The 25,127-nt window shown below is 59.3% G+C and carries 22 protein-coding genes, 1 tRNA gene and 2 pseudogenes; 8 read left to right on the top strand and 17 right to left on the bottom strand.

The window, feature by feature from the left end; genetic code table 11:
* Positions 1 to 7 precede the first annotated feature (7 nt).
* Positions 8 to 84 (top strand) — tRNA-Pro (locus CUV01_RS04200).
* A gap of 262 nt (positions 85 to 346) precedes the next feature.
* Here CUV01_RS04200 and CUV01_RS04195 read toward each other — a convergent pair.
* The gene (locus CUV01_RS04195) at positions 347 to 475 is read right to left on the bottom strand and encodes an ATP-binding protein (RefSeq protein ID WP_277869387.1); all 129 of its coding nucleotides are present in this window, start codon (positions 473 to 475) and stop codon (positions 347 to 349) included.
* A gap of 151 nt (positions 476 to 626) precedes the next feature.
* A protein-coding gene (locus CUV01_RS04190) for an IS3 family transposase (RefSeq protein ID WP_101458713.1) occupies positions 627 to 1,756 on the bottom strand; the annotation gives its coding sequence in 2 pieces (ribosomal slippage) (positions 627 to 1,522 and positions 1,522 to 1,756; 1,131 coding nt in all).
* Positions 1,757 to 1,948: 192 nt separating this feature from the next.
* Between CUV01_RS04190 and CUV01_RS04185 the strand changes: the two genes are divergently transcribed.
* Positions 1,949 to 2,221, top strand: coding sequence for a hypothetical protein (locus tag CUV01_RS04185; RefSeq protein ID WP_101459362.1), 273 nt, complete (start codon positions 1,949 to 1,951; stop codon positions 2,219 to 2,221).
* Positions 2,214 to 2,516 carry a PAAR domain-containing protein gene (locus CUV01_RS04180; RefSeq protein ID WP_101459361.1) on the top strand — a complete coding sequence of 101 codons (303 nt, stop codon included), beginning with the start codon at positions 2,214 to 2,216 and terminating at the stop codon, positions 2,514 to 2,516. Before CUV01_RS04185 ends, CUV01_RS04180 begins: the two co-directional genes overlap by 8 nt.
* 671 nt (positions 2,517 to 3,187) lie before the next feature.
* Here CUV01_RS04180 and gdhA read toward each other — a convergent pair.
* From gdhA to CUV01_RS04160, 3 genes are all read right to left on the bottom strand, one after another.
* On the bottom strand, positions 3,188 to 4,543 hold the full coding sequence (gdhA, locus tag CUV01_RS04175; protein WP_101459360.1) for an NADP-specific glutamate dehydrogenase: 1,356 nt from the start codon (positions 4,541 to 4,543) through the stop codon (positions 3,188 to 3,190).
* 233 nt (positions 4,544 to 4,776) lie between these two features.
* Complete coding sequence (locus CUV01_RS04165) at positions 4,777 to 6,216, bottom strand: UdgX family uracil-DNA binding protein (RefSeq protein ID WP_101459359.1); 1,440 nt, start codon at positions 6,214 to 6,216, stop codon at positions 4,777 to 4,779.
* Complete coding sequence (locus CUV01_RS04160; protein WP_101459358.1) at positions 6,216 to 7,451, bottom strand: putative DNA modification/repair radical SAM protein; 1,236 nt, start codon at positions 7,449 to 7,451, stop codon at positions 6,216 to 6,218. Before CUV01_RS04160 ends, CUV01_RS04165 begins: the two co-directional genes overlap by 1 nt.
* A gap of 105 nt (positions 7,452 to 7,556) precedes the next feature.
* On the opposite strand from CUV01_RS04160, the pseudogene CUV01_RS04155 reads away from it, so the two are divergent.
* Together CUV01_RS04155 and CUV01_RS04150 are read left to right on the top strand one after the other, a co-directional pair.
* Positions 7,557 to 8,042: pseudogene (locus CUV01_RS04155) on the top strand (IS5 family transposase); the annotation flags it as partial.
* Positions 8,043 to 8,609: 567 nt separating this feature from the next.
* Entirely contained in the window at positions 8,610 to 8,915 is a 306-nt protein-coding gene (locus CUV01_RS04150) for an SH3 domain-containing protein (RefSeq protein WP_338418336.1), read from the top strand.
* Between the two features lie 133 nt (positions 8,916 to 9,048).
* Here the strand turns inward: CUV01_RS04150 and CUV01_RS04145 are convergent, their stop codons facing one another.
* The 12 genes from CUV01_RS04145 to pobA all read right to left on the bottom strand — a co-directional run bounded on the left by CUV01_RS04145 (position 9,049) and on the right by pobA (position 20,373).
* Positions 9,049 to 9,930, bottom strand: coding sequence for a DUF2189 domain-containing protein (locus tag CUV01_RS04145; protein ID WP_101459357.1), 882 nt, complete (start codon positions 9,928 to 9,930; stop codon positions 9,049 to 9,051).
* Positions 9,924 to 10,121 carry a hypothetical protein gene (locus CUV01_RS04140; protein ID WP_101459356.1) on the bottom strand — a complete coding sequence of 66 codons (198 nt, stop codon included), beginning with the start codon at positions 10,119 to 10,121 and terminating at the stop codon, positions 9,924 to 9,926. The genes CUV01_RS04145 and CUV01_RS04140 overlap by 7 nt, the downstream gene beginning before the upstream one ends.
* On the bottom strand, positions 10,118 to 11,002 hold the full coding sequence (gene ccoP / locus CUV01_RS04135) for a cytochrome-c oxidase, cbb3-type subunit III (RefSeq protein ID WP_101459355.1): 885 nt from the start codon (positions 11,000 to 11,002) through the stop codon (positions 10,118 to 10,120). Before ccoP ends, CUV01_RS04140 begins: the two co-directional genes overlap by 4 nt.
* The gene (locus CUV01_RS04130; protein WP_101459354.1) at positions 10,993 to 11,163 is read right to left on the bottom strand and encodes a cbb3-type cytochrome c oxidase subunit 3; all 171 of its coding nucleotides are present in this window, start codon (positions 11,161 to 11,163) and stop codon (positions 10,993 to 10,995) included. Before CUV01_RS04130 ends, ccoP begins: the two co-directional genes overlap by 10 nt.
* A gap of 3 nt (positions 11,164 to 11,166) precedes the next feature.
* Positions 11,167 to 11,943: a cytochrome-c oxidase, cbb3-type subunit II gene (gene ccoO / locus CUV01_RS04125; RefSeq protein WP_101459353.1), complete on the bottom strand. Its 777-nt coding sequence runs from the start codon at positions 11,941 to 11,943 to the stop codon at positions 11,167 to 11,169.
* A 4-nt stretch (positions 11,944 to 11,947) separates the two neighbouring features.
* Positions 11,948 to 13,603, bottom strand: a complete 1,656-nt coding sequence (ccoN, locus tag CUV01_RS04120) for a cytochrome-c oxidase, cbb3-type subunit I (RefSeq protein ID WP_101459352.1) — start codon at positions 13,601 to 13,603, stop codon at positions 11,948 to 11,950.
* Positions 13,600 to 13,791 (bottom strand): cbb3-type cytochrome oxidase assembly protein CcoS, encoded by a 192-nt coding sequence (gene ccoS, locus CUV01_RS04115; protein WP_101459351.1) that lies wholly within the window; start codon positions 13,789 to 13,791, stop codon positions 13,600 to 13,602. Before ccoS ends, ccoN begins: the two co-directional genes overlap by 4 nt.
* Positions 13,788 to 16,064: a heavy metal translocating P-type ATPase gene (locus CUV01_RS04110; protein ID WP_101459350.1), complete on the bottom strand. Its 2,277-nt coding sequence runs from the start codon at positions 16,062 to 16,064 to the stop codon at positions 13,788 to 13,790. Before CUV01_RS04110 ends, ccoS begins: the two co-directional genes overlap by 4 nt.
* Positions 16,061 to 16,438, bottom strand: a complete 378-nt coding sequence (locus CUV01_RS04105; protein WP_232962682.1) for an Rrf2 family transcriptional regulator — start codon at positions 16,436 to 16,438, stop codon at positions 16,061 to 16,063. The genes CUV01_RS04110 and CUV01_RS04105 overlap by 4 nt, the downstream gene beginning before the upstream one ends.
* A 629-nt stretch (positions 16,439 to 17,067) precedes the next feature.
* Positions 17,068 to 18,873, bottom strand: a complete 1,806-nt coding sequence (locus CUV01_RS04095; RefSeq protein ID WP_232962506.1) for a SulP family inorganic anion transporter — start codon at positions 18,871 to 18,873, stop codon at positions 17,068 to 17,070.
* The gene (locus CUV01_RS04090) at positions 18,866 to 19,144 is read right to left on the bottom strand and encodes a hypothetical protein (RefSeq protein WP_101459347.1); all 279 of its coding nucleotides are present in this window, start codon (positions 19,142 to 19,144) and stop codon (positions 18,866 to 18,868) included. Before CUV01_RS04090 ends, CUV01_RS04095 begins: the two co-directional genes overlap by 8 nt.
* 59 nt (positions 19,145 to 19,203) lie before the next feature.
* On the bottom strand, positions 19,204 to 20,373 hold the full coding sequence (gene pobA, locus CUV01_RS04085) for a 4-hydroxybenzoate 3-monooxygenase (protein ID WP_101459346.1): 1,170 nt from the start codon (positions 20,371 to 20,373) through the stop codon (positions 19,204 to 19,206).
* 62 nt (positions 20,374 to 20,435) lie between these two features.
* On the opposite strand from pobA, the gene pcaQ reads away from it, so the two are divergent.
* The 3 genes and pseudogenes from pcaQ to CUV01_RS04070 all read left to right on the top strand — a co-directional run bounded on the left by pcaQ (position 20,436) and on the right by CUV01_RS04070 (position 24,946).
* Positions 20,436 to 21,374 carry a pca operon transcription factor PcaQ gene (gene pcaQ / locus CUV01_RS04080; protein ID WP_232962505.1) on the top strand — a complete coding sequence of 313 codons (939 nt, stop codon included), beginning with the start codon at positions 20,436 to 20,438 and terminating at the stop codon, positions 21,372 to 21,374.
* A gap of 214 nt (positions 21,375 to 21,588) precedes the next feature.
* Positions 21,589 to 21,927 (top strand): annotated as a pseudogene (locus CUV01_RS04075) (GMC oxidoreductase); the annotation flags it as partial.
* A gap of 595 nt (positions 21,928 to 22,522) precedes the next feature.
* A complete protein-coding gene (locus tag CUV01_RS04070; protein WP_101459344.1) occupies positions 22,523 to 24,946 on the top strand; it encodes an AMP-binding protein in 2,424 nt (807 codons plus the stop codon).
* The last annotated feature ends 181 nt before the right edge of the window (positions 24,947 to 25,127 follow it).

Here is a 25,127-nt window from a genome sequence, read left to right as displayed (position 1 = left end):
CTACGGTCGGAGCGTAGCGCAGCCTGGTAGCGCACCTGCTTCGGGAGCAGGGGGTCGGAGGTTCGAATCCTCTCGCTCCGACCAGTTTTCATTTTTGTGGATTGCCACCCAAGTCTTCCTCAAGTGGCCACATTTCTTCCCCTGTGGCAGTGTGGCTGACCTATTTGATGACGAACGAGCCGCGACCGTCAATGGTCCGCCGAAAGCGGCTAAAGCCGTTCCTTACCCTTCGCGTGAGTGCTGGTAGTCAGATAAATCGACATGCATGATCATGACGTTTCATCATGGGCTGGCAATGAGAGCCGACAGCGTTGATCACCCGCCCCGACATTGATGAGCAGCGGCGTCAGATTGCTTTTCGTCGCAAGGACGGTCCAGAAAGCTCGATGCGATGCGCGGCACTGGTGAGGCGATCGAGTATTGCATCTGCGATCGTCGGATTATCGATGAAGGCATGCCAGTTCTCGACCGGCAACTGACCGCAAACGATGGTCGCGCGTTCGCCGATGCGGTCACGCGCACCGCATGCGTCCCTTGATCGAGGCGCTGGAGTTACCGACGCGGATCATCACCGATCTCGATGCTGTGTGCACCTGTCACGTATTTGTGCCGCTCCGAGTGCTCGTTTAAGCCACCTTCCGTTCAAAAGCGACCGGGCTTTTCCAGCCCAGTGCTGAGTGCCGTCGACGCGGATTGTAGAACCCATTGATGTATTCGAAGATCGCCATCTCAGCGTGCCGCCGGGTTACCCATGACCGCCGCCAGATCAGCTCGGCCTTGATGGTTTTGAAGAATGTCTCGACGGCCGCATTGTCATAACAATTACCTTTGCCGCTCATCGAGACTTTGAAGCCATGCTGGCGCAGGATCTTCTGGTAGTCATGCGAACAGTATTGGCTGCCCCTGTCGCTGTGGAAGATGCAGCCTTTGGGTGGCGACCTGAAGGCAATCGCCATCTTCAAGGCCCGGATCGCCAGATCGCGCTTCATCCGGTTGCTGACAGCCCAGCCGATCACGCGGCGGGAGTGCAGGTCCAGGATGACTGCCAGATATAGCCAGCCCTCGCGGGTCCAGATGTAGCTGATGTCGCCCGCCCATTTCTGGTTGGGCCCGGCTGCACTAAAGTCGCGATCCAGCAGGTTCGGGGCGATGTTGAACGTATGGGCGCTGTCGGTCGTGGCTTTGAACTTACGCGTTCTTTCAACGATGATCCTGTTTTCGCGCATCAGGCGACCGACGCGTCGATGCCCGACATCGACACCAACCTCTTTCAGCTCCTCTGTCATCCTCGGCCGACCATAGCTGCCCAAGCTCAGACGCGACTGTTCCTTGATATGCGCCAGAACGACCATGTCCATGCGCTGCCTGTGGCTGGCTGGGAGGCTGCGGAAGGCCCGTAATCCACGCGGGCTGACATTCATCACCTGGCAAAGCCGGTCGATCGGGAAGGCCCCGCGCTGTTCTTCGATGAACCTGAACCTCACGGCTTTTGGCCCGCGAAGAACTGGGTGGCTTTTTTTAGGATGTCCCTCTCCTCCTTGAGGATACGGTTCTCGCGCCGAAGCCGTTCGTTCTCACGCGCCAACTCGCGATCCTCGGCTGAGACTACGTCCGTGTCCCGGTGTGCGTTCACCCACTTATTGAGGGTCGACAAGCCGACCCCAAGATCATCCGCAACTTGACGCCGCGAAAGCCCGCTGGTCAGCGCAATCCGCACTGCATCCTTGCGAAATTCATCCGTCCTGACTGTGCCCATGGTTCATCTCCTTTGCTGCACATTACGTGGTCAAAGGAGCGGCACCAAACCGCGACAGGTCCACACCGCGCTTGGTCAGCTCACAAACGCAAGCTTGCCTCTGTCCCGGTCGGTCGATGGCAGGGCCTTTGCGCCGCTGCCGGCTGGACCTGGCTCGGCGCGGCGGCTTCGTCCTGGTGTATCGGGGCGCAAGTGGAGCAGGTTTGGGCAGCATGGCGCAGCTGCACCGCGCCTGTGGAATCCGGGCCTGCCTTTCACTATGCCGCGCACCGGATGAATCCTGATCTTCTGGGTTCGCGTGTCGTTGTTTCGGGCCAGCCCATCACCCGTGGCGATATCGACGACGTGGTGATCTGCGTCATGCTGTCGGTGGCACCATCGCACTTGGTTTTTCAAGATGCGAGCCTCGCTGATGCGCTGCGACGGTCGCCATTCCTGATCGATCGGGAGATATTGAATGGCTGAAGCGCACCGCCTAGGTGATATTGGATCTGGCCATGATTGCCATTTCCCCCCCCCCACGCCCAGCACGGAAGCATCGCAGGATGTCAATATTGATGCCATTCCTGCAGTACCACAGGCGGATGAATACGCGCCGCATGCATGCCCCGGCTGTCTAGCACCCGAGCATCCACGCAGTTTGTCGGGGGGATCGTGCTCGGTCTATATCAATGGCAAGCCTGCCGGTCGCGTTGGAGATGCGACTTCTTGCGGAGGCTCTGCGTATGCCGGCTCAGAGACGGTGTTTATTGGTGACTGAACCTGGGCTGCGATTAAGACCAGTCATGGTCAGTACAAGGGTACTGCTGGCACTTGATACGCTTAGAAAATCGTTGATCAGCTCAATACGTCCTTTTGATGAAGAATTACCCGCGCTCTTAGCCTGCGTCGACCGCACAGCATCGGAAGAAACGAAAAGCAATCGTCAAAAAATCGCTGGCGCGAAACCCGGCGATCGTTCATGATCTCGCATATGAACAAAGCAAGACTTCGTGGAGTTCTAAATCCCATATTGTGGATTGCCACTGAAGTCCTACCCAAGTGGCCATATTTCTTCCCCTGCGGCGGTGTGGCTTACCTACTTGTTTGGCAAACGAGCGGTAGCCTTCGAAGGTGTTCCGTCAGCGCTAAGACCTCATCCTTCAAGTCGTGTGGGTTCCGAAATGCTGCCTAAATCGACACGCACGGCCCATACCGGTCATTCAAACCGGACGCAGTAGACGGCAGCGAAGAACCCAAGCCTGCTCACAGTGACCGAAGGCCTATACCATCAGGTGTGCCATGTGTTTGCCGCGACCGGCAACTTCATTCAGCTCCTGCGGCGCGAGTGTCTGGACGATCTTTGCCTGCCTGACAATTTGGTCCCCCTTCAGTTCAAGCTGCTGAGTAAAGAAGAGATAGCCCTTATCCTTCATTAGCCCGCGGATCGGCTCAGATCACTCCAAGCATCCGCATCGCTTCCGCAACCCGCACGAAACCGGCAATGTTGGCGCCTAGAACGTAGTCGCCGGGAGCGCCATATTCATCGGCAGTTTCAGCGCATCGGTCGTGGATCCTTTTCATGATCTGTGCCAATCGCTGTTCGGTCTGCTCGAAGCTCCAGCGGTCGCGGCTGGCATTTTGCTGCATTTCCAGCGCCGAGGTCGCAACGCCCCCCGCATTCGCGGCCTTGCCCGGCCCGAACAGGATGCCCGCCTCGCGCAGGATGCGGATCGCTTCAGGTGTACAGGGCATGTTTGCGCCTTCGCCGACAGCCAGAACGCCGTTCTTTACCAGCGACTTCGCGTCCTTGCCCGTAAGCTCGTTCTGAGTGGCCGAGGGCATTGCCACGTCACAGCGCAAGTCCCAAACCGAGCCTTTGCCGACTGGCACGAAATGGACCCCGTCTCCACGCAGCCGGGCATATTCCGAAATGCGCTTGCGGCGAATGGTCTTGATTTCCTGAAGCAGAGCCAGGTCAATCCCGGCGTCGTCTATGATGTAGCCGCTTGAATCCGAACAGGCGATGACTGTGCCACCAAAGGATTGCACCTTTTCGATGGTATGGATGGCTACATTGCCTGCGCCTGATACCACCACTCGCTTGCCGTCGAAGCTGGTCTGGCGGGTTTCGAGCATGGCCTTGGTAAAATAGGTGTTGCCGAAACCAGTCGCCTCGGTACGAGCGCGAGATCCGCCGTGGGCAATGGCCTTGCCGGTGAAAACGCCTGATTCATAACGGTTCGTCAGGCGCTTGTATTGTCCGAACATGTATCCGATTTCACGCCCGCCCACGCCGATATCGCCGGCGGGAACATCCGTCTGATCGCCCAGATAGCGGTGTAACTCGATCATCAGCGACTGGCAAAAGCGCATGATCTCGCCATCAGACTTGCCCTTGGGGTCGAAATCGGTACCGCCCTTGCCGCCACCGATCGGCAGGCCGGTAAGGGCATTCTTGAAGGTCTGTTCGAAGCCGAGGAACTTTATGATCCCCAGGTTGACCGACGGATGGAAGCGCATCCCGCCCTTGTAGGGACCGAGGGCCGAGTTGAACTGGACGCGAAAACCGCGATTGATCTGGACCTTGTCCTGATCGTCGACCCAAGGAATGCGAAAGATGATCTGGCGTTCGGGTTCGCATATCCGTTCGATGAGTGCTTGCTCGAGATAATCGGGGTTCTTCGCTACGACGCGCCCGAGGCTTTCCATCACCTCGTGGACGGCTTGGTGAAACTCCGGCTCTCCGGCATTACGTCGCATCACTTCGGCGAGGATCGGTTGCAGCTTTTCGTCGATATTGTTCATGTACTTATTCACTTTTTCACCTAATGATCGAAGCCATCATCTTGCGTCCGAAACACCATCGCCCTTCTGCAATTTCCTACCGCAACGATCGGGCCGACGCTTTCAGCCTGTGAAGCGACGATGCAGAAGAAACGACTGCATGACGATGATACATGTCCTTGTCGGGCCGGAACAGAATAAGCTGACAAAGCGTCATTGGGCAGTCCGCCCGCGGGGATGTTTTGGTGTTCGATCTAAATCTGTGGTTGCCCTTTATGGATCAGATCAATCGACATGTGTAGATCTTTGGTAAATTGTCCCATGGCATTGGCTCTGGCCTGAGGATCGCCGAGCCGGAGAAGATAGGACGGGTGCCATGTAATCAGAACCCGCTGGCCGGTTGCGGAATTCTCTATCAGACCGCGCCGCGATAGAACATCTGAGCGGCTTCCGGTCAGTGCCTCGGCAGCGGTGCCCCCCATCGCCAAGATGAGTTTCGGCTTCACTTGTTTAATTTCCGCATCCAGCCACCAACGGCAATGGCTGATTTCAGAAGCATTTGGCCGCTGATGGATGCGGTGTCTGCCTCGAGCGATAAATTTGAAGTGTTTGACTGCATTGGTGATATAGACTTGCTGGCGATCCAGCCCGACATCTGCGGCGACTTTGTCAAAAAGCTGCCCTGCCGGGCCGGCAAAGGGCTTGCCGCTCAGATCCTCGATATCACCGGGCTGTTCACCGACGATCATCAGATCTGCATCCATGGGTCCGGCGCCCGGCACCGCCTGCGTTGCATTGCGGTGCAAAGGGCAGCGCGTGCAAGCCGAGATATCCGCATGCAACGCTTCTTTTGGGCCATCCCAGACAGACTGGCAGCTTGCCAACTGCGCTTGCACCTGTGCTATTCGGGCGGGTGGCAATGTCGGCGCGGCTTCCGCCATGGCCTGCGCACGCGCCGGAGCCTGCGCGATCATCTCGGGAATTGATGCAGCTTCCGGCATGTTCTTCCAATATTTCTTTGGCATTTCCGATTGCATAGCTTTGACCTTCAGCCGCGCAGGATTGAAAATGTTGCGAAAATAGGTGATCCAGAGTTGTTCTCCGGCATCTTCGGGCAGATCTGGTTTCGCCTGCCCCACCTGCAAACCCAGCTTGCCATTTTCGAATATCGCAGACACATCCGGCGTCAGAATGCGCCAGTCCATATCGCTGAACCGCCGCACAAAGAAATCCGCGGTTGGTTCAACCGTGTGATGTGTCGGCTCGAACCAGGCGGCAAACGACCGGCGGGGCGCTTCTGGCGCGCCGATCTCGCGGAACCGCACAAAGGCTTTCATCTTGTGCTGGCACCGACGCACGTTTTTTTCCATCCGGCGCAGGTGGGAAAGATCAGCATCACCTCGGTCCGACATCAGATATGGTGCATCCTTCAGCCGCCAGAGAAACCCATAGAGGCGGGCAAACCGTTCGGGATCGCTGTGCCAGACGACGGTTTGTGCCATCGCTATGAAACTGCGCGGCACCGTTGCGACGTGCCCGGTTTTCAAAAGCTCAGATGTTCCGAACAAGGCGCGCGCGGTTGTCTGGTCTCCCCATATGATCTGGTCCGGCGGCACACCGGCTGCCAGAAACCCCCTTGCGGCCGCACGCCAAGCTTCGAAAGCACCGATCTGCGGAATCGTTGCGCGATGCATCAAAACAGGGTCAACTGTTGCGGTGGAGGCGTGAATCTGGCGCGCAAGGCGGCGCTGTCGAGCAAGTGACCGGGCGACCAACCACCCGCCGTAATGAACACACGCGCTTTTTTCATTGATGCGCCTATGCGTGTTAAGTCCTCATAGCGCAAACTGCGGTGACGTCGGGTGCTCAGGATACGGTTCACCGTCCTGACCCCGAACCCAGGCACCCTGAGCAGCAGTTCGCGCGAAGCACGATTGACGTCGACCGGAAAAACCTCCCGGTGAACCAAAGCCCAGGCCAGTTTCGGATCGACTTCCAGATCAAGGTTTCCATCGGCGGTGACAGAGGTGATCTCGTCCAATTGAAAATCGTAAAAGCGCAACAGCCAATCCGCCTGATAAAGCCGATGCTCCCGCTGCAAAGGAGGCCGGATCAGCGGCAGTTTCGAAGAACTGTCAGGAATTGGTGAGAACGCTGAATAATACACCCGTTTGAGTTTAAAACTGGAATAAAGGCGCGTCGACTGCCCTAAAATCGTTGCATCATTCGATCCGTCTGCACCTATGATCATCTGAGTGGACTGGCCGGCCGGGGCAAAGCGGGGCGGGCGTTTCCCGGTGAATGACTTTTCTTTGCCCGCATCCTTTCGCAGTCGCACATCCGCCATTGCCTTGCGGATCTGCTCGGGACTTTTCTCTGGCGCGTATTGCTGCACGGCGGCGTCCGTGGGCAGTTCAACGTTAATCGACAGCCGATCCGCCAACAGACCCGCTTGCTCAATCAGTTCGGGGGCGGCATCCGGGATCGTCTTAAGGTGGATGTAGCCGCGAAAATTTTCTTCTTGGCGCAGCTTGCGCGCGATCTGGACCATATCGGACATCGTGGCATCCGGCGACCGGATTACGCCGGACGACAAGAACAACCCCTCAATGTAGTTCCGGCGGTAAAAATCGATGGTAAGCTTGACGACTTCGTCAACGCTGAACCGTGCCCGCTTCACATTTGATGACGCGCGATTGATGCAATAGCTGCAATCATAGATGCAGAAATTGGTCATCAGGATTTTCAGCAGGCTGATGCAGCGACCATCCGGCGCATAGGCGTGACAGATCCCACTGCCCTCGTTGGAGCCCAAGCTCTTCCCGCCGCGGGAATCGCGTTTGGTAGATCCCGAAGAAGCACAGGAAGCGTCGTACTTCGCTGCATCACTCAGAATCGCCAGTTTCTGCTCCAAGGTGTGTTTGACCATATGTTCTGCATATGTTCTGCAGTCGTCGTTTGTCAACAATTGAGGCTCAGGACCTATTGGTTTCCTCCCGACAGCGTTATTCAGGTTTACATAGTCAGCTGTGGCATGTCTGATCGCCACTGGCTAAGCGACACGCAAATGACGCGTCTTGAACCCTTCTTCCCGAAGTCTCATGGCGAGCCACGCGTTGATGACAGGCAAGTTCTGAGCGGGATTATTTTCATCAACTGCAACGGGTTCAGCTAGTGCGATGCGCCGAAGAAGTACGGCCCGAACAAGACGCTCAACGACCGATGGAGAACGTCGAGGGTCAAGGGCATTTTTGCGGAGATGACGGTGGGTTTGCCTGCCGAGCACGGCGAGAAGAAGATCGTGATGATTGATGCGACCTTTCTCAAGGCGCACCGCACCGTGACCAGTTAGGGCGAAAAAAGGGGGCGGGGCCGCCTGATCGGGAAGACAAAGGGCGGCATGATCAACAAGCTGCAAGCCGTGTGTGACAATCAGGGCCACCCTATCAAACTATTCGTCACAGCTGGCCAAGCCAGTGATTATATCGGGGTTCGCGCATTGCTGAGCGACTCACCAAAGGTCTTCCTCTCCGCCATCGCTCTCGCCGCCACGGTCATCCTCTGGCAATGTGTCCTGAACGTAGCACAAGAGTGTCTTGGCCTAACGAATATGTCGCGAAACGGAACGTCGATCGCTATGTCGAGAACGCAGACGCCTCTTTCGATGATCGATTGCTTCTCCTTGAAATTGGAATGTACGACCCGGTTGTAGCCCATCACGGAGGTAGCGTTGCTCTGAGAACCACTTTCGAAACGCTGCCGATAGGATTGCTGGCCCACCCCGTCAGCCTGCGATTCGATTGGCGCGCAGGCCTAGAAGAAGCTTCCACTTACGGGGCCATCCCAACGAGATGATGCTCGCGGAATGAGGCTTCTACGCCAACGATGTCCGCGAACGCCAAGTCTGGCTCTGCCCGCCAGCTGATAGTGGCCACACCTGCCGCGACAATTCTTCGTTTGGCCATGTCATCTCTGGATGCTGCATGGCGGCGCGCTCCGAGGCGGCTATTGACCGTCAGCTAACTCCTTTGTTGCCAGCGGAGGACGAAGCTGCGAAAAATCGGGGTGAGGCAGAAATCAGGACAATATGATGAAAAGAACCTTACTTGCCGTGGTAACGGCGGTCGCTTTTGGAGGTCTTGCCGGTTGCGTTGCTCCAGTGGCAGGAACGGGTAAATTATACCAAGTGGTTGGTGTTGAAACTGACGATATGTTGAAATTGCGCGCGGGCCCGGGAACCGATACGCGCGTGGTCGCCGGTCTTCCAAATGGCACGATCTTGCGCGTTCACAGTTGTGAACAGACAGGCGCGACCCGGTGGTGCAAAGCGAGCATGAGGGGCGCAAGCGGTCTCAGCGGGTATGTATCTTGGGCCTATCTGCGAGACATCTGAGCCCAAGGTTCGGCAAAGCAAAATCACAATGGCTGGCACGCTTCAACAGGTTCTTGATGTCCGCTGAAGACATGACCGGGCCAGCCAGTTGCGAGCAATTAGTGCCCAATGCTCGGTCTCTGTTGGCAGCGCGCTACATTGGACTGATGAACATGCGCTGGTCCTCTGTCTGTACTGCGTCCGTGGATCGAATGGCGCGGTAAGCGTGCCATGTGCCGTGACCCAACAGCGGGAAAACGACGATCAGACCGAACAGTGCCGTGACGATTGAAAAGACGAACAGCGCCAGCACGATCGCGCCCCAGGCGATCATCACCGGCCGGTTGTTCCAGACCATCGCCATGCTGATCCCAAGGGCTGACAGCGCGTCGGTCCGTTCTTCCAGCAGCATTGGCGCGGCAAAGACGCTGATGGCAAAGGAAAACGCCGCGAACAGCGCACCGACCGCGCCGCCGACCAGCAGCAGGGACAGGCCGGTGGGGGTGGTGAACAGGGTCCAGACGATCTCGTCCATGCCGGGGAAGGGCTGAACACCAAAGAACAGCGCCCATAGCAGCACGGCGGCGCGGTTCCACAGCAGGAACAGCATCAGCAGGATCACCCCCATGAAGAAGGTCGACACCAGCGAGCGCGGCTTGACGAACAGCATCTGACCAAGGGTCGCGTTCTTGCCGTCTTCGAGATCGCGGCTTTTGATATACAGCCCGTTGGCGACCAGCGGGCCGATCACCAGAAAGCCGGCCAGCGCGGGGAACAGCGCGTAATCCATCTGGAACCGAAGCAGCAGCCAGACCACGAAGACCGAGACCAGAAACACCCCGATGCCATAGATCAGGCTGGGGATCGGGTTGGTCCACATGTCCGACCATCCCTGTTTCAGCCAGCCAAGCGCCGTGCGCCACGGCAGGTTGCGGGCCATCTGGTTCTCGACCGGCAGCGGTGGAACCAGTTCGGGGATCAGGTCGTGGTCATCGTTTTCATCCGGCGGCGGAGGTCCGTTTCTGTCGCTTAGCATGAGGGTTTCGCCGCGCGCATGGCCGCGACGCCTTCCATTTGGGGTTGCAGGGCGCAGTCGGGCCGCGACGAAAAGGCGACCGAGATCAGATGGATGTTCGCGCCGATAAAGATGGCAACGATCAGCACCGCAAGCGCCACAGCGGCACAGCGCGGGCCGGTCCAATAGGCGGCTTGAAGCAGATGGGTCATTCTGCCCCCCCTTCTGCCGCCTTGAGGCCCAGATCCTGCACATAAACGGCCAGGATCTTGCGTTCCGTTTCTGTCAGGCGTGTTTCCCATGCGGGCATCCAGCCTTGGCGGCCACCATAGATGGTCTGGAACAGGGCCGCGCTGCTGCCGCCATAGATCCAGAAATCATCGGTCAGGTTCGGTGCGCCTTGCGTGATGTCGCCGGTGCCATCCTCGGCATGACAGCTGGAGCAATTGTCAGCGAACAGGATTTCGCCCTCTTCCAGCTGCGCGGCGGGGGCGCTTGCGCCTGACAGGCTGCGGACATAGGCGGCGACGGCGCGAACCTCGTCTCGCGACAGGATGCCGTCGCGGCCAAAGGCCAGCATCTGGGCAAAGCGGGTATCGGGATGGTCGCTGCTGATGCCGACGCGCAGGGTTTCCATGATCGCATCATGATCGCCGCCCCACAGCCATGCACTGTCGGTCAGGCTGGGAAAGCCCGGCCCGCCGCCTGCATCCGTGCCGTGACAGGCCGCGCAATTGTCGCCGAACAGTTGATGCCCGGTGTTGCGCACCCGCATCGCCAGATCGGGGTCGGCCAGGATCTGGTCGGTCGGCAGGTCGTTGATCTGCGTGGCCCAATCAGACCGCTCTTGGTTGGCCTCGATCACGGCGGCTTCGACCTCTGCGCGCTGATTCACGCCCAGGATGCCTTTGGTATAGGTCGACACCAGCGGCCATGTCGGCAGCAAGATCCACATGACGAACGACACGATCGTCGTGACCGCAATCGAGATCCAGATCACCTGCGGCACCGGAGTGTTCAGTTCGGTGATCCCGTTCCATTCGTGCCCGGTTGTCTGGTGCCCGGTCAGCGGGTCGCGTTCCTTTACTGACATGGCCCGTCCTCATCATCCAGAATGCTGTTTGCGGCGCGGTCAAAGCGGCCACCCAGGGACGGCCAATAGGCGTAGATCCCGGCGCCGATGAAGATCGCCATCATATAGAAAAGCCCGGCGGACTTTGCGAAACCGACCAGAAAATCATGCGTGATCTGCATCTGCTATTCCTCTGCTTCCGGTTCGATTTGGTGGGGCAGATCGGTCAGCCGACCGAGGATCTGCAAATAGGCGACAAGCGCATCCATTTCCGTCACCAGACCGGGATTGCCGTCGAAGGCCCTGATATTGGTCGCTTCGCCATAGCGCTCGCTGACCCCGCCCGCGCCATCGCTGTCAGGCAGCGTCTGCGCGGCGGCATCGGCGCTGGCATTGGCGATCTGTTCGTCGGTATAGGGCACGCCCACCACCCGCAGCGCGGCCAGCCGGTCTGGCAGGCTGGCGGTTTCCAGCACATCCGTTTGCAGGAAGGCATAGCTGGGCATGATCGATTCCGGCACCACGGCGCGCGGATCGATCAGGTGTCGCGTCTGCCAGTCGTCCGAATATTTGCCACCCAACCGCGCCAGATCGGGGCCGGTCCGTTTCGAGCCCCATAGCATCGGATGATCATACTGGCTTTCTGCGGCCAGCGAATAGGGGCCGTAGCGTTCGACCTCGTCCCGCAGGGTGCGGATCATCTGGCTGTGGCAGGCATAGCAGCCCTCGCGGATATAGATGTCGCGCCCGGCCTGCTCTAGCGGGGTATAAAGGCGCATATCCTCGGCTGTTTCGACCGTGTCGTCGATGGTGAACAGCGGTGCGATTTCGACCATCCCGCCGACGCTGGCCACGGCGATGATGCCGATGGTCAGCGCCATGGAATGGCGTTCCGTCTTGTAATGGGTGCGTGCCTGAAAATCGAAGGCGCGCTTGAAGGGTTTCAGCAGTTTGTCCAGCATGGCGCTACTCCGCGGCCGGCAGTGCCGGCTCGTTTGTCTCGGGCAAGGATGGGTGATCGCGCTCGGTCGCTTGCGCCGGTGCGTGGCGGACGGTCATCAGCACGTTCCACAGCCCGATGCAGGCACCGATCAGGAACAGCAGACCGCCGATCGTACGGGCGACGTAGTAGGGATGCATCGCCGTCATGCTGTCGAGGAAGGCATAGCGAAGCGTGCCGGCCTCGGTATAGGTGCGCCACATCAGCCCCTGAATGACGCCGCTGTTCCACATCGCAAAGACATAGATAACGGTGCCGGACAGGGCCAACCAGAAATGCCATTCGACGGCCTTCCAGGAGTACATGCCCTTGCGCTGCCACAGCAGCGGCACGACCGCATAGATCGAGCCAAAGGTGATCAGCGCCACCCATCCCATCGCGCCTGCATGCACGTGACCAATGGTCCAGTCGGTGTAATGCGACAGGCTGTTGACCGGGCGGATCGCCATGAACGAGCCCTCGAAGGTGGACAGGCCATAGAAGACGGCCGCCACCATCATGAAGCGCAGCGTGGCGTCATCGCGGACCTTGTGCCACGCGCCGTTCAGGGTCATCAGCGCGTTCCCCGCGGATGCCCAGGACGGCACCAGCAGCATGATCGAGAAGGTCATCCCAAGCGTCTGCACCCAATGGGGCAGGGCGGTGTAATGCAGGTGGTGCGAGCCCGCCCACATATAGAAGAAGGTGATCCCCCAGAAGGACAGGATCGACAGCCGGTAGGAATAGATCGGCCGTTCGGCGCGCTTGGGCAGGAAGTAATACAGCATGCCCAGAAAGCCCGAGGTCAGGAAGAAGGCCACCGCGTTATGGCCATACCACCATTGCGTCATGGCATCCTGCACCCCGGAAAAGGCGGAATAGCTTTTCGCACCCGTCCAACTGGCCGGCACCGCAAGGTTGTTGACGATATGCAGCATCGCTACGACCAGAATGAAGGCCAGATAGTACCAGTTGGCAACGTAGATATGCGGCTCTTTCCGGCGGGCCAGCGTGCGTAGGTAAAGTGCGAAATAGCTGACCCAGACCACCACCAGCCAGATATCGGCATACCATTCGGGCTCGGCATATTCCTTGGACTGGGTGACGCCCATGACATAGCCGCTGGCCGCCACGATACAGAACAGATTATAGCCCAGCAGCACGAACCACGGCGTCAGCTGGCTTGGCATCCGCGCCCGGCTGGTGCGCTGCATCACATGAAACGATGTGGCGATCAGCGCATTGCCGCCAAAGCCGAAGATCACGCCCGACGTATGCACGGGCCGCAACCGGCCAAAGCTGGACCAGGCACCATCAAAGCGCAACTCGGGCCATGCCAGCATGGCCGCGACCCAGACCCCCATGCCCATGGCGATAACCGCCCAGAACATGGCAATGATGATGCCGGCCTTGGTCGGATCATCGTAATAGCTGGCCTCGCGATCCTCTTTGGCTGGCTCGCCCGCGTCGATATAGGGCATCAGCAGCAGGGTCAGCGCGCCGCCATAGGCCAGCACGACCCAACCTTGCATGCCCATCAGATCGCCCTGACCGGCAGCCGCCATGACAAGCCCGACCAAAGTGACCGCGATGCAGAGGATCAGCGCAGTTTGTCGTTCTGCGCCTGTCAGTTTCATGATCATGACCGTTGCTCCTTGTGGTCCGTCCGTGGCGTGGTGGGCAGGGGTTTGTCGTCACCGTCAAACAGGATGCGCTCGGCATCGCCGCTGAGGTCGTCGTATTGGCCTGATCGAAGGCTCCAGAAGAACGCCATCAGGCCGACGACGCCCATGATCAGGGTAATGGGGATCAAAAAGCTCAACACATTCATGCCGGCACCTGTTGCTGCACGGTCCGCGCGGCGTGGCGCGACTGGCGTTTGTCCGTGCGGTTCAGCCGCAGCGAATTGCCGATCACGACGACCGAGGAAATCGACATTGCCAGCGCGGCAATCAGCGGCGTGACAAAGCCCAAGACCGCAAGGGGTATGGCTATGCAGTTATAGAGGATCGCCAGCGCAAAATTCTGGCGCACGACACGCGCGGTGCGCTGTGCCAGCCGGAATGCCATCGGCACCGCGTCCAGCCCCTCGCGCAAAAAGATGAAATCGGCGGCCATTCGCCCCGCATCCGAGGCACTGGCAGGGGCCATCGACACATGCGCCGCAGCCAGCGCCGCCGCATCGTTCAGCCCGTCGCCAACCATCAGGGCGCGGTGCCCCTGATCGTGCTGGTCTTGCAGAAAGGCGATCTTGCCCTCGGGTGTCATGCCGTGATGGGCGTCGGAGATGCCCAGATCGCTGGCGACGCGGGTCACGCGGGCCTGATTGTCGCCCGACAGCATCGACAGCGTCAGCCCTTCGGACATCAGCGCCTGAACGGCATTTGCCGCCCCGGGGCGCAGGGTTTCGGTCAGCGGAAAGGCCATCGGCGTGCCGCCGTCAAAGGCAAAGGTGGGGTCATCGCTGGCCGGGGCAGTGGATGCGATCCCGGCAACCCAATCGCTGCGCCCCAAGCGTGCGGCGCGCCCATCAACCATGCCTGACACGCCCAGTCCGGGGAATTCATCGACCGTCGTGACAGCCGGGCCACTCGTCGTGCCCCCCTGTGCAATCGCCCACGCCGCGGGGTGTCCCGAATGGGCGGCCAGCGCGCGCGCTGCAGCCAGTGTCGGCGCGTCGCCGGGCACTGACGCCAGTTTCGGGCGTCCCGTGGTCAGGGTGCCGGTCTTGTCAAAAACGGCGCGGTCGATCTCGGCCAGACGTTCCAGGGCCGCGCCGTCTTTCATCAGCACACCTTGCCCCATCATCCGCCCTGCCGCGACGACATGCGCCACCGGAACGGCCAGCCCAAGCGCACAGGGGCAGGTGATGATCAACACGCTGATGGCAATAAAGGCCGAGCGCTGCCAATCGCCACCCGTTGCGGCGAGCCAGCCCAGAAAGGTAGCCAATGCCGCCAGATGCACCACCGGCGCATAGAGGCGCGCGGCCCGGTCGGCGACGCGCACATAGGTGCCGCGACCCTGTTCCGCCGCCGATTGCATGCGGATCATCTGGGCGAGGAAGGATTCGTCGGCACTGCGCTGCGCCACGGCCTCGATCTGGCCGGTCAGGTTCAGGGTCCCGGCCTCTAGCAGATCGCCGGGTCCGGACACAACCGGCATCGCCTCGCCCGTGATCAGAGAACGGTCCAGATCGGTCGTGCCATGGGTGATTTTCAGATCGACCGGCACATATTCATTCGGCGACACGACGATGATGTCGCCGGGCGCAATCGCCTGAAGCGCCGTGAATTGCAGGCCGCCATCGGCATCGCGCCGCATCGCGCCCTTTGGCGACAGACGTGCCAAACCCGACACGGCGCTGCGGGCGCGCTGCCGCATCATGTGATCAAGATAGCGCCCGCCCAGCAGGAAAAACAGCAGGGTCACGGCGGCGTCGAAAAACACGTGATGGCCGCCCTGGAACAACTCGAACAGGCTCAGCGCGGTGGCCAACAAGACCCCCAACGTGATCGGTACATCCATATTCAGACGCCGCGCCTTCAGCGCACCCATTGCCGAGCGGAAGAACGGCTGGCCGGCATAGGCGATAACGGGCAATGCGATCAGCGCTGACACCAGATGCAGGGTATTGCGGGTTTCCCCCTGCGCGCCGGCCCAAACGCCGACGGATAGCAGCATGATGTTCATCGCACCGAAACCGGCGACGGCGGTGGCGCGCAACAGCCGCCCGCCCTCGGGATCAACGGCAGGATCTGACGTCTCGGCGGGCATGGCGTCGAATCCCAGTTCCGCCAGCGCATCCACGATCGAGGCCGGATCTGCGCCATCATCCGGCAACAACAGCCGCACCTGTTTCAGCGTCAGATTGGCCCGCGCCGAGATCACATCCGCGCGCCCGTTCAGCGCCCGTTCAATCGAGGCGACACAACCACCACAGCGAATCCCAGGCACCGACAGGACGCACAGCCCCCGGCCATCGGGCGCGCGGATGACGCTATGGCGCGCATGGCCGCGCTGCAGGGCAGAACCAAGCCGCTTTTTCCCAGCCTGTTGCGCTGCGCCGACAGGGGCGGATGCGGTTTGATCCTCGGAATTCATGGTCGAACCCCAGGGCGAAGGCCTGCGGCCTCAGCGCGATAAGATTCTTCCTGCGTGGCGACAAAGGCCGGGCTGGCCGCAGCCCGTGGAAACCTGAGCAAAGATCTGCCAGGCAGGGTCCATCTGCCGCCATCCTGGCGGAAACACTCGATCAACGGCTGTTCGGAGTGCAGCGCGCGAAAGATTGCGCCAGATGAGATTTTGTTGGCCGGTTTCGCCAAGATGGCATCCTCTCTGCCGCCGCGCCGGGTCACGATCAGTCCGGCTCGCGACAACGGCGCCATTCCCTTGGCCAGATGGTCGCGCGATATGCCAAATTCATTGGCAATATCGGCCGCTGGCCGTGATGTTTCTGGCTCAGATGCCAATCGCATTATCGCTTGCAAGCCAAATTCGATTAAGCTGGTCATTTGCATGCCGGCTTTCCACACAAGTGAAAAACCTGTTGGGAAAGATTAAATGGCATTTGAAATACCAATTCAAGGATGTTGCATGCCATTTGGCACCGATCACGCTGCGGTTGATTGTCGCAGTACTACCGCGGTTGTGCGCAGATAACCTTGCCGCAACCAAACGGCCGGGCCTTCAATTCAAGCACCGATTTGGAAATCCGATCGAGGCGTAGCCGAACGGCAAAAGGTCAGATGAACCGACAAAATGGGACGGTAGCAGCGAGGGCGATGACTGGCGAAAGATCAGAATTCCGAAGCTGGAGGCTCGCAACTCCGCCCCACAAAGGGATCAAGTCGCCCAGTGCCAAGGTTCTGCGCGTCAGCGATATCGAAACGCCGAAGATATCGCTTCGATAATCAGCTTGCACGCGTTCAAGCGGGCGACCGCTATCCGACAGGGTGACCCGGCGCAATTTCAGCAGGGCGGGTTGCTGATCGGTCGACAGTGGTGTTCCTCTCCGGGATGAGAAAGTCTGGCTGCCGGCTCTATTCCGTGTCGCCAATGACAATATGAAGATGGTCGTCGATGACGCGGTGGATAGGTATCGTTTTCAACGGGACCCGTTTTGCTTGTAAGCCGCTTCATCTCCTTGGCCTGTTGTCGTCGAGGCGCCCGGCAAATCCGAACATTCCAGAAAGACCCGTTTTGTGCAGGTGGCGCAGATTCCATAGTCGATGTGCGGGATCGCAGCGGCGAGGGCATCGCCTTTGGAGATATGCAGATGATCCTCGCCGATTTCTTCAAGTACGTGAAAACGCCGCAGGCTGTCAAGAAGTGGCGGGAAGAGTGCGATGATATGAAAGGTGCCACCTTCGGCCCGGATCTGCCTGATGGCATCGATCAGGAAGTCCGCGCCGGCGAGATCGATCTTGCCCACCCCCTTGAGATAAAACAGCACATGTCTCTGTCCGGGGCGCTGGCGGCGCATCGTTTCGAACTCACGCTCGACATGTTCGACCGAGCCGAAATACAGCGGACCGTCGATGCGGATCGTGACGATCTGGGGGCATTCGGGAATGCCGTGCAGGTCAGCATTGCGGAATTTGCGCCGGCCGGTCGCGCTGATCACTGGTGCGCTTACCCGGATTGACGGGTGCGAGCTTTGATAGATGAAGACCGCGAAGGAGGCGATGACGCCGACGTAAATCGCGAAATCCAGTTCGACCAGAAGGCCCGCCAGCAGCGTCAGCGCGAGAATGACCGTCTCGGAGCGGCTGGAGCCGACCACGCGGCGCAATTCGCGGAAATCAATCAGACGCCAGGCGACGTAGAGGATCAGCCCCGCCATTGCGGGCACCGGGATGAACCGGATGAGATCGGAGAACATAAGAAGCATGACGGCCAGAAACAGGCTCGACAGGATGCCGGCGATCGGTGTTCTGGCCCCGGCCTCGGCGTTGACGCCGCTGCGTGTGAACGACCCAGAGCCCGCATAGCATTGAAAGAACCCGCCGACGGCGTTCGACAAGCCTTGCCCGATCATTTCTTGGTTGGCGTCAAATTTTTCCTTGCGCCGTACGGCGAAAGCACGGCCGATGGAGATTGCTTCCAGCAAACCGACAAGTGCGATGGCCATGGCACCCGGAGTGAGTGCACCGATATCGCCAATAACCCCGGTGGGCGGTGCGAAGACCGGAAACGCCGCGGATATCTCGCCCACCATAGCAACGCCGTTTGCAGCCCCGCCAAGCAGATGACAAAGCACCGAACCGATGATCAGTGCGATCAGAAATCCGGGCAATCGCCGGGCGAAGCGCTGACATATAAGCAAACTGCCCAGAGTGACCGCCGCGATGGACAGCGACAGCGCCGAAGTCTCGGGCAGGCTTTCGACCAATCGGCGCAGACGTTCCAGCACATTGCCGCCACTCTCCACAGGCACACCGAATGCGCCGGGCAATTGCGATGTCGCGATCAGAACTGCGGCGGCGGCGGTGAAGGCGGTCATCACCGAATGCGAAACGAAGGACACCAATCCCCCAAGCCGGGCAAGCCCTGCTGCCAGCTGGATCAACCCCACAAGGATCGTGATCATCAATGCCAACTCGACGAAGCGTGCAGTGCCCGGCGGTGCGAGGTCTTGCAAGGTGGCGAAGATTACAGCGGAAATCGCGGTGGTCGGCCCCGAGATCATCACCATCGATGAGCCCCAGAAGGCGGCGATGGCGGCGGTGATCATGGCCGTATACAAACCCATTTCCGGCGGCAATCCGGCGATGGTGGCGAAGGCGACCCCTTGCGGGATGACAATCGCGGCGTTGGAGAACCCGGCAAATGCATCTTGGCGCAAAGTTTCCGCTGTAACCCGTGAGAGCCACCGTCGCGGCGGGAGCGCGCGGTCCATGAAGTCAGACATTGTCGCACCCGTTGAAACGTTCCAAGGCGGAGGCGTCATCCCACGCGATGTCCTTTGGCGCGGTCTTGCGCCGCGCTGCCGCCCCGGAGTTGGGTTCTTTTGTCAGTTCGGTCGTTTTCTGGCGGTCGAGCTTAGAGGTCAGTTGGAAGACCGCAGCCTTGGCCATGGTTATTTGGCCAATCTCGGTCGTCGCGACCGCAGCCCGGGCCGCTTGGTCGCCGCCAATGGCAAATCGGCAGGTGGTCATGCCCTGTTCAAAACGCTCGGACAACGGGATGCTCCTTCGGGAACGGACGCGGGATTGCGGCATATGCGGCAGCGGTTTCCGGATCAGTAGGGCAGGCCGACATAGTTTTCGGCCATCGCTTGCTGTGCCGCCTTGTTGGACCGCAGGAATTCGATCTCGGCAGCCTGCATCTTGAGGTCGAACTCGGACTGATCGGGATAGCGGTGCATCAACGACGAGAACCACCAGCTGAACCGCTCTGCTTTCCAGACGCGTTTCAGGGCCTTTTCGGAATAGCTGTCGATACCGGCAACACTGTTGTTTTCGTAAAAGTCGCACAAACCGTTGTAGAGGTAATGAACATCAGACGCGGCCGTGTTCAGTCCCTTGGCCCCGGTTGGCGGGACGATATGTGCAGCGTCGCCACACAGGAACAGCCGCCCCCAACGCATCGGTTCGGTGACGAAGGATCGCAGCGGCGCGATGGATTTCTCGATTGTCGGTCCGGTAACAAGCTTCCCGGCCTGATCGGCGGGGATGCGGCGCTTGAATTCCTGCCAGAACGCCTCGTCGGTCCAGTCCTCGGGTTTGTCGCTGAGCGAGCACTGGATGTAGTAGCGGCTGAGGCTTTCGTTTCGCATCGAGCACAGCGCAAACCCCCGCGATGAGTTGGCGTAGATCAGTTCATGCGTAACCGGCGGCGTTTCGGACAGGACGCCGAGCCAGCCGAACGGATAGACCTTCTCGTATTCGCGACGGACATCCAAGGGGATCGTCTGGCGGCTGACGCCGTGAAAGCCGTCGCAACCAGCGACGAAGTCACAGTCGAGCCGGCGCGCCTCGCCCCCAACCGTATAATAGACGTGCGGCGTATCGCTGTCGGCGCCCTGGATGACCACGTCCTCGACATTGAATTCGATCTTGCCGCCCGCCTTTTCGCGTGCTTCGTACAGATCGCGCGTTACCTCGGTTTGACCATAAACCACCACAGGTGTGCCGGTGTGCTCGGTGAAATCGATACGGAACGTCTCGTCGCCAAACGAAATCAACGTTCCATCATGGGCAAAGCCCTCGGCATGCAGACGCTCGGCGCAGCCGGCTTCCTCCATCAGCCTGACCAGCCCCTGTTCCAGAACACCGGCGCGGATACGGCCAAGCACATAGTCCTTGGTCTTGCGCTCCAACACAACGCTGTCGATCCCGCGTGTGTGCAGAAGTTGGCTGAGCAAAAGCCCAGAAGGTCCGCCACCAATGATCGCCACCTGAGTTTTCATGCCGTCCTCTCACTTGCGTTCATCACACCATTTCATGTTGAAATGAGCATTGAAAATGAAGGATGCTCTATTTAATTGCCATTTTTGGAAAGAATATGGACCGCCGCATCAAGTTTCGACACCTCGACGCCTTTAGCGCGATTGCGCGCGCGCGCAGTTTCAAATCGGCGGCGGAGCAACTGAGCCTGACGCAACCCGCGATTTCGAAGACCTTGAAAGAACTGGAGGGCATTCTCGGTACCGTGCTGATGGAACGAAGCCGGTCTGGTGTCGCGCTGACCCCGGATGGCGAGGTCTTTCTGCAATTTGCCGAACAAAGCACAGCGGCGCTGCGCCATGGTCTGCGCAGCCTGCGCGCCACCGATGGGGCTGCGGGACAACTGAAGGTGGGCGCTTTGCCCAGTGTCGTCGCACATCTGATTCCGCAGACATCCGTGGCATTTACGACGAGCAACCCCGATACCTTGCTCGAAATCCATGAAGGCCCACATCACGATTTGATATCCCGGCTCAGGAGCGGCAGCCTCGACCTTGTCGTAGGCCGCTTGGGGCGGCCCGAAACTGTGACCGGTCTGGGGTTTGAGCCGCTGTATTCCGAAGAGGTTGTCATCGTCGCGCGCCCCGACAGCGCGGCTCTGGCGGTAAGGGCGTTTGATGCGCTTGAAGCCTTTCGCGTGCTCTACCCTCCCAGGGATTCTGCAATAAGATCCATCGTCGCCCGGCTTTTGATTTCCAACGGCGTTCCGTTGTTTTCCAATCGGATCGAGTCGACGTCCGCTGCCTTTGGTCGCGCCGTGGTGGAAGGGGATGGCAACACCGTCTGGATCATCAGCCGCGGGGTCGTGGCGCGCGACATCGCCGCGGGGCATCTTGTCGAACTCGACCTCGACACGGCGCCGACCTCTGGTGCAGTCGGGATCATGACCCGCGCCGGTGCGGTGCCGTCCGCGCCAACCCGCGCTTTCGCCCGTCTTTTGCGCCAATTGAGCCGGGAAACCTGAGTTGGCATGAACACGAATACCAGAATTCCGGCAATCAATTTTGATGCTGCCCGCTCTGTTTTTTGGGTCTGACCCGTGGCGACGACCTATGAGCAGCGAAGGTTTCTGATGATACAGATGGTGATATCGCCGGCGCAGGCGCTTACGTCATCCTCACGACAGTGTTTCCCTCAGCATGCGGCGGTGCGTTCGAAATTGGTTTCTTCTGGGCGGTCGCCTGCCGGCAGCGGACAGCCTGCGGCAGGTCCGCGACATCATGGCCCAGACCGCCATGAAGAAATATAAGCCACAGGAATGGAAGCCCGGTGTCCAGTTCCAAACCGACGAAGAACTTGCGAAACTGGCCGCCGACATTGCCAACAACATCTTTCACCCGGTCGGAACCGCCGAGTTGGGGTTAGACGACGACCCATACGCTGGTTTCGTCACACGTCTGAGGCTGCGCGGGGTCAAGGGACTGCGGGTCGTGGATGCCAGCATCATGCCAGATATCGTAAGCGGCAATACCAACTCGCCTACATTGATGATCGCCGAAAAGGCTGCCCGTTGGATACAGGGCCAGCTTTGGCCTGGATTTGAACGATTTGCAGAAACCGACAGCAGCCTGAACGTCAGTTGTCGGCGATATTGAAGGTAGCCACCGGTCCACGTGTCTTGAGGCATCACCCCGGAACGGGAGATGATCCACTATTTGCATGGCCCGATTTTAGCCGGCAAGGCGATATCGGTGAAGGCCACCGCATGGCCGCTGACCGATGGACAAAACCCGCGCTAGGTTGGGTCGGATTCCTTTGCCATTTTGCGGGAAAAACTGGATTATAGTTCGAATCAATAAAGTTTTGGCTGTGGTGTTTCAGCATTGAGGTCGATGGGCGCGCGTACTCGCCTCAGATCAGGCTAATAATTTTCCTTAAAAATCAATGAAATCTTGACGCAGTTCTCGTGGCTCCCTAAAAATCCGCATAAAGACGCATAAAACTTGCGCGGCGTTATTCTTGCAAAAAAGACTGTGTAAGAGCATAGCGTCAAATTCTGTCGTATTGCCGGGGTCGTCCCTCAACTGAACCGTTCAGCCGTCCCGATCGGTCACGACAAGCGTATGTAAGCCAGGAACCGTGTTGCACCAGTGAAGGACGATGTAAGGACAGATGAGCATTCAGAAACTTGAAGCGACCGCGCTGATCCGCAAGAACTCTATCGGGTTCATCGAGCAGGTTTTTTCTCTTAACGCGGCGCGCAGGCCCCTGGTGATGGTGGCCGATGAGGCGCAGGCTGGAAATCTGTCGGGTATCACAGTCGACCGCTGCATCGATCCGGGCGACAAGACCGGCTGGTTCACGGCAAAACACCCATTGATCCATGACGATCTGCCCGCGCAGGTCAGCTATACGTCGGGGACCGAGGGCAAGCCCAAGGGCATTTTGCTGACTTATGCGAATATGGCCGATGCGTCCGAACGGATCATCGACCAGATGCAGATGACCGCCGATATCCGCGAATATGTGGGCGTGCCGGCGACCTTCAGCTTTGGCATGGGCCGTTACCGGGCCATCAGCGCCGTCGGTGGTCACGCCTATCTGCCGCCGCGCGGTTTCGACCCGCTTGAACTTGCGCGGATGCTGACGGCAGGCCAGGTCAACGCGCTGTCCGCCGTGCCGACACTGCTGCGTATCCTGCTGGATGCCCCGGGTATCATCGGCGATGCAGGCAAGAAACTTCGCTGGATGGAAATCGGCTCGCAGGCGATGACCGCCGACGAAAAGCTGCGCATCCGGCAGATGTTCCCCAATGCGCTGATTGTGCAGCATTACGGCCTGACCGAGGCGTCGCGCAGTACCTTTCTGGAAGTCTCGGGCGTGTCCGAGGATCTGTTGCAATCCGTTGGCCAGCCGGTCGGAAAGACCGAAATTCAGCTGGGCGACGACAAGCGTATCCGCATTCGCGGGCCCCATGTTGCGAAATCGCGTGTTGATGCCGACGGGCTGCATGACTTGCTGGACGCCGATGGTTGGCTGCACACCAGCGACCTTGGTCATATGCAGGACGGCCACCTTTTCTTTGATGGTCGTGCCGATGACGTAATCAATTGCGGCGGCATCAAGGTAGCCCCGGATCAGCTGGAGCAGCGCATTCGCGCGGAACTGGAACCCGGCATGCACCTCGCGGTCGCAAAGGTTCCCGACGCACAGCGCGGCGATGGTGTTCTGGTGGCGGTTCAAGCCGGCACCGACGCGATCGCGCGGGTCAAGACGCTTGCCGTCGCTGCCTTGCAGGATATGGGCGTCGTGGCCGGCAGCGCGCTGCACGTCATGTCGGTCGATACCATGCCCGTCACCGGCAGCGGCAAAGTGCAACGCAACGTTTTGGCGCAGCAATTCGCCTCGCAGCAGCCGGTGCAGTCTGACAAGAACGACGAGCCTGCCGGTGACGTCAGCGACGTCCTGTCCCTGTTCCGGCACGAATTTCCCGGTGAAAAGGTCGAGCCTGACGATTCATTCGAATCCCTGGGCGGCGACTCGCTGCATTACATCCAGTTTTCGCTGGCTTACGAACAACGTTTTGGGCATCTGCCCGACGGTTGGGAACGGCTAAGCGCGGTCCAGCTGCAGCAAACCATCGGCACGGGCAAACAGAGCAGTTGGCGACGACTGGAAACGGCAACTGCGACGCGCGCATTCTTCATGATCTGCATCGTCGCGCTGCACACCAATGCGTTCATTTACAGCACAAACTGGGGCGCGGCTTATTTTCTGGTTCTGTTGGCCGGCTATTCGCTCGCCCGCTTCCAATTGCCCGAGATTATCCGCACCGGCAGCGTAAAAACGCTGTGGGGTACGATCAAATACGTGGCGGTGCCCGCAATCCTGATGGTGGCCTTTCTGCAGGTTGCAACCCACCGCTTCGAGCTCTTACCCCTGCTGCTGGTCTCCAACTATCTTGATCCGCACGAGCTAAAAGGCTTCTTGCTGTATTTCACCGAATTCTACCTGCAATTGCTGGTGCTTGCGGCCATCTTCTTTTCCTTCACCAGAGTGCAGAATGCATTCAAGGCTCGACCGATGCTCAGCGCGGTTGTCCTGCTTGTTGCTGTCACCGTGCTTGCTCAGGCGATCGAATATTTCTGGAATGGCGATTACAACTATCATCGGACGCCGTGGAATTATGCCTGGCCCTTTGTTTTGGGCATGGTTCTGGCCGTCGCCAAAGAGCCGAAGGAAAAGCTGGTTGCGTTGATCATCGCTATGGTGGCGGTGTTGCTGAAATTCGGCGCGACCTCTGCTGCGGCATATGTGGCGGGTGGCTGTGCCATCGTCCTCTTCGTTCAGGCATTCTCGGTGCCCGCGCCGGTCAAGGTGCTGGTCGCTGAAATCGCCGCCGGTTCCCTGTTCATCTATCTGACCCACGAAGTGATGATATCCCTCGTGAACAAGATCTTTGGCCATGAAATGCCCTGGGTGGCGTTGATTGCGGCGATCATCACCGGCGTTATCCTTGCCCACGTCTATGCTTCGGCTTCGCGGATTTTCGCAAGGACCATCAGCAAGATGCCGGCCATACGAACGTCGCGCTAACCTATCCGGAAAGGCCGCGCGCCAGCCGCGCGGCCTTTTCTGAAGTTGTTGCGTATTGCCTGGCGCCAGGCCTTGGATGCTTGGGTACGGTTGCCTGTGATTTCAGAGCTCAATCAAGGTTCTGATGCCAAGCTTGGCCTGTGATCTGTGGTTCCGCGCGTGCAGATAGGTGTGTTCGTAT

It is taken from the genome of Paracoccus tegillarcae, from assembly GCF_002847305.1.
GTDB classification, from domain to species: Bacteria; Pseudomonadota; Alphaproteobacteria; order Rhodobacterales; family Rhodobacteraceae; genus Paracoccus; species Paracoccus tegillarcae.
The sequence above is the reverse complement of the archived record's forward strand: the minus strand, read 5'-3'. Positions and strand labels throughout refer to the sequence as shown.

Bases quoted from the DNA above. Each gene is read 5' to 3' on its own strand.
- CUV01_RS04180 (WP_101459361.1), top strand. From the start codon at position 2,214: ATGGCTGAAGCGCACCGCCTAGGTGATATTGGATCTGGCCATGATTGC.
- gdhA (WP_101459360.1), bottom strand. From the start codon at position 4,543: ATGAACAATATCGACGAAAAGCTGCAACCGATCCTCGCCGAAGTGATG.
- CUV01_RS04165 (WP_101459359.1), bottom strand. From the start codon at position 6,216: ATGCATCGCGCAACGATTCCGCAGATCGGTGCTTTCGAAGCTTGGCGT.
- CUV01_RS04160 (WP_101459358.1), bottom strand. From the start codon at position 7,451: ATGGTCAAACACACCTTGGAGCAGAAACTGGCGATTCTGAGTGATGCA.
- CUV01_RS04150 (WP_338418336.1), top strand. From the start codon at position 8,610: ATGATGAAAAGAACCTTACTTGCCGTGGTAACGGCGGTCGCTTTTGGA.
- CUV01_RS04145 (WP_101459357.1), bottom strand. From the start codon at position 9,930: ATGCTAAGCGACAGAAACGGACCTCCGCCGCCGGATGAAAACGATGAC.
- CUV01_RS04140 (WP_101459356.1), bottom strand. From the start codon at position 10,121: ATGACCCATCTGCTTCAAGCCGCCTATTGGACCGGCCCGCGCTGTGCC.
- ccoP (WP_101459355.1), bottom strand. From the start codon at position 11,002: ATGTCAGTAAAGGAACGCGACCCGCTGACCGGGCACCAGACAACCGGG.
- CUV01_RS04130 (WP_101459354.1), bottom strand. From the start codon at position 11,163: ATGCAGATCACGCATGATTTTCTGGTCGGTTTCGCAAAGTCCGCCGGG.
- ccoO (WP_101459353.1), bottom strand. From the start codon at position 11,943: ATGCTGGACAAACTGCTGAAACCCTTCAAGCGCGCCTTCGATTTTCAG.
- ccoN (WP_101459352.1), bottom strand. From the start codon at position 13,603: ATGATCATGAAACTGACAGGCGCAGAACGACAAACTGCGCTGATCCTC.
- ccoS (WP_101459351.1), bottom strand. From the start codon at position 13,791: ATGAATGTGTTGAGCTTTTTGATCCCCATTACCCTGATCATGGGCGTC.
- CUV01_RS04110 (WP_101459350.1), bottom strand. From the start codon at position 16,064: ATGAATTCCGAGGATCAAACCGCATCCGCCCCTGTCGGCGCAGCGCAA.
- CUV01_RS04105 (WP_232962682.1), bottom strand. From the start codon at position 16,438: ATGCGATTGGCATCTGAGCCAGAAACATCACGGCCAGCGGCCGATATT.
- CUV01_RS04095 (WP_232962506.1), bottom strand. From the start codon at position 18,873: ATGTCTGACTTCATGGACCGCGCGCTCCCGCCGCGACGGTGGCTCTCA.
- pobA (WP_101459346.1), bottom strand. From the start codon at position 20,373: ATGAAAACTCAGGTGGCGATCATTGGTGGCGGACCTTCTGGGCTTTTG.
- pcaQ (WP_232962505.1), top strand. From the start codon at position 20,436: ATGCTCTATTTAATTGCCATTTTTGGAAAGAATATGGACCGCCGCATC.
- CUV01_RS04070 (WP_101459344.1), top strand. From the start codon at position 22,523: ATGAGCATTCAGAAACTTGAAGCGACCGCGCTGATCCGCAAGAACTCT.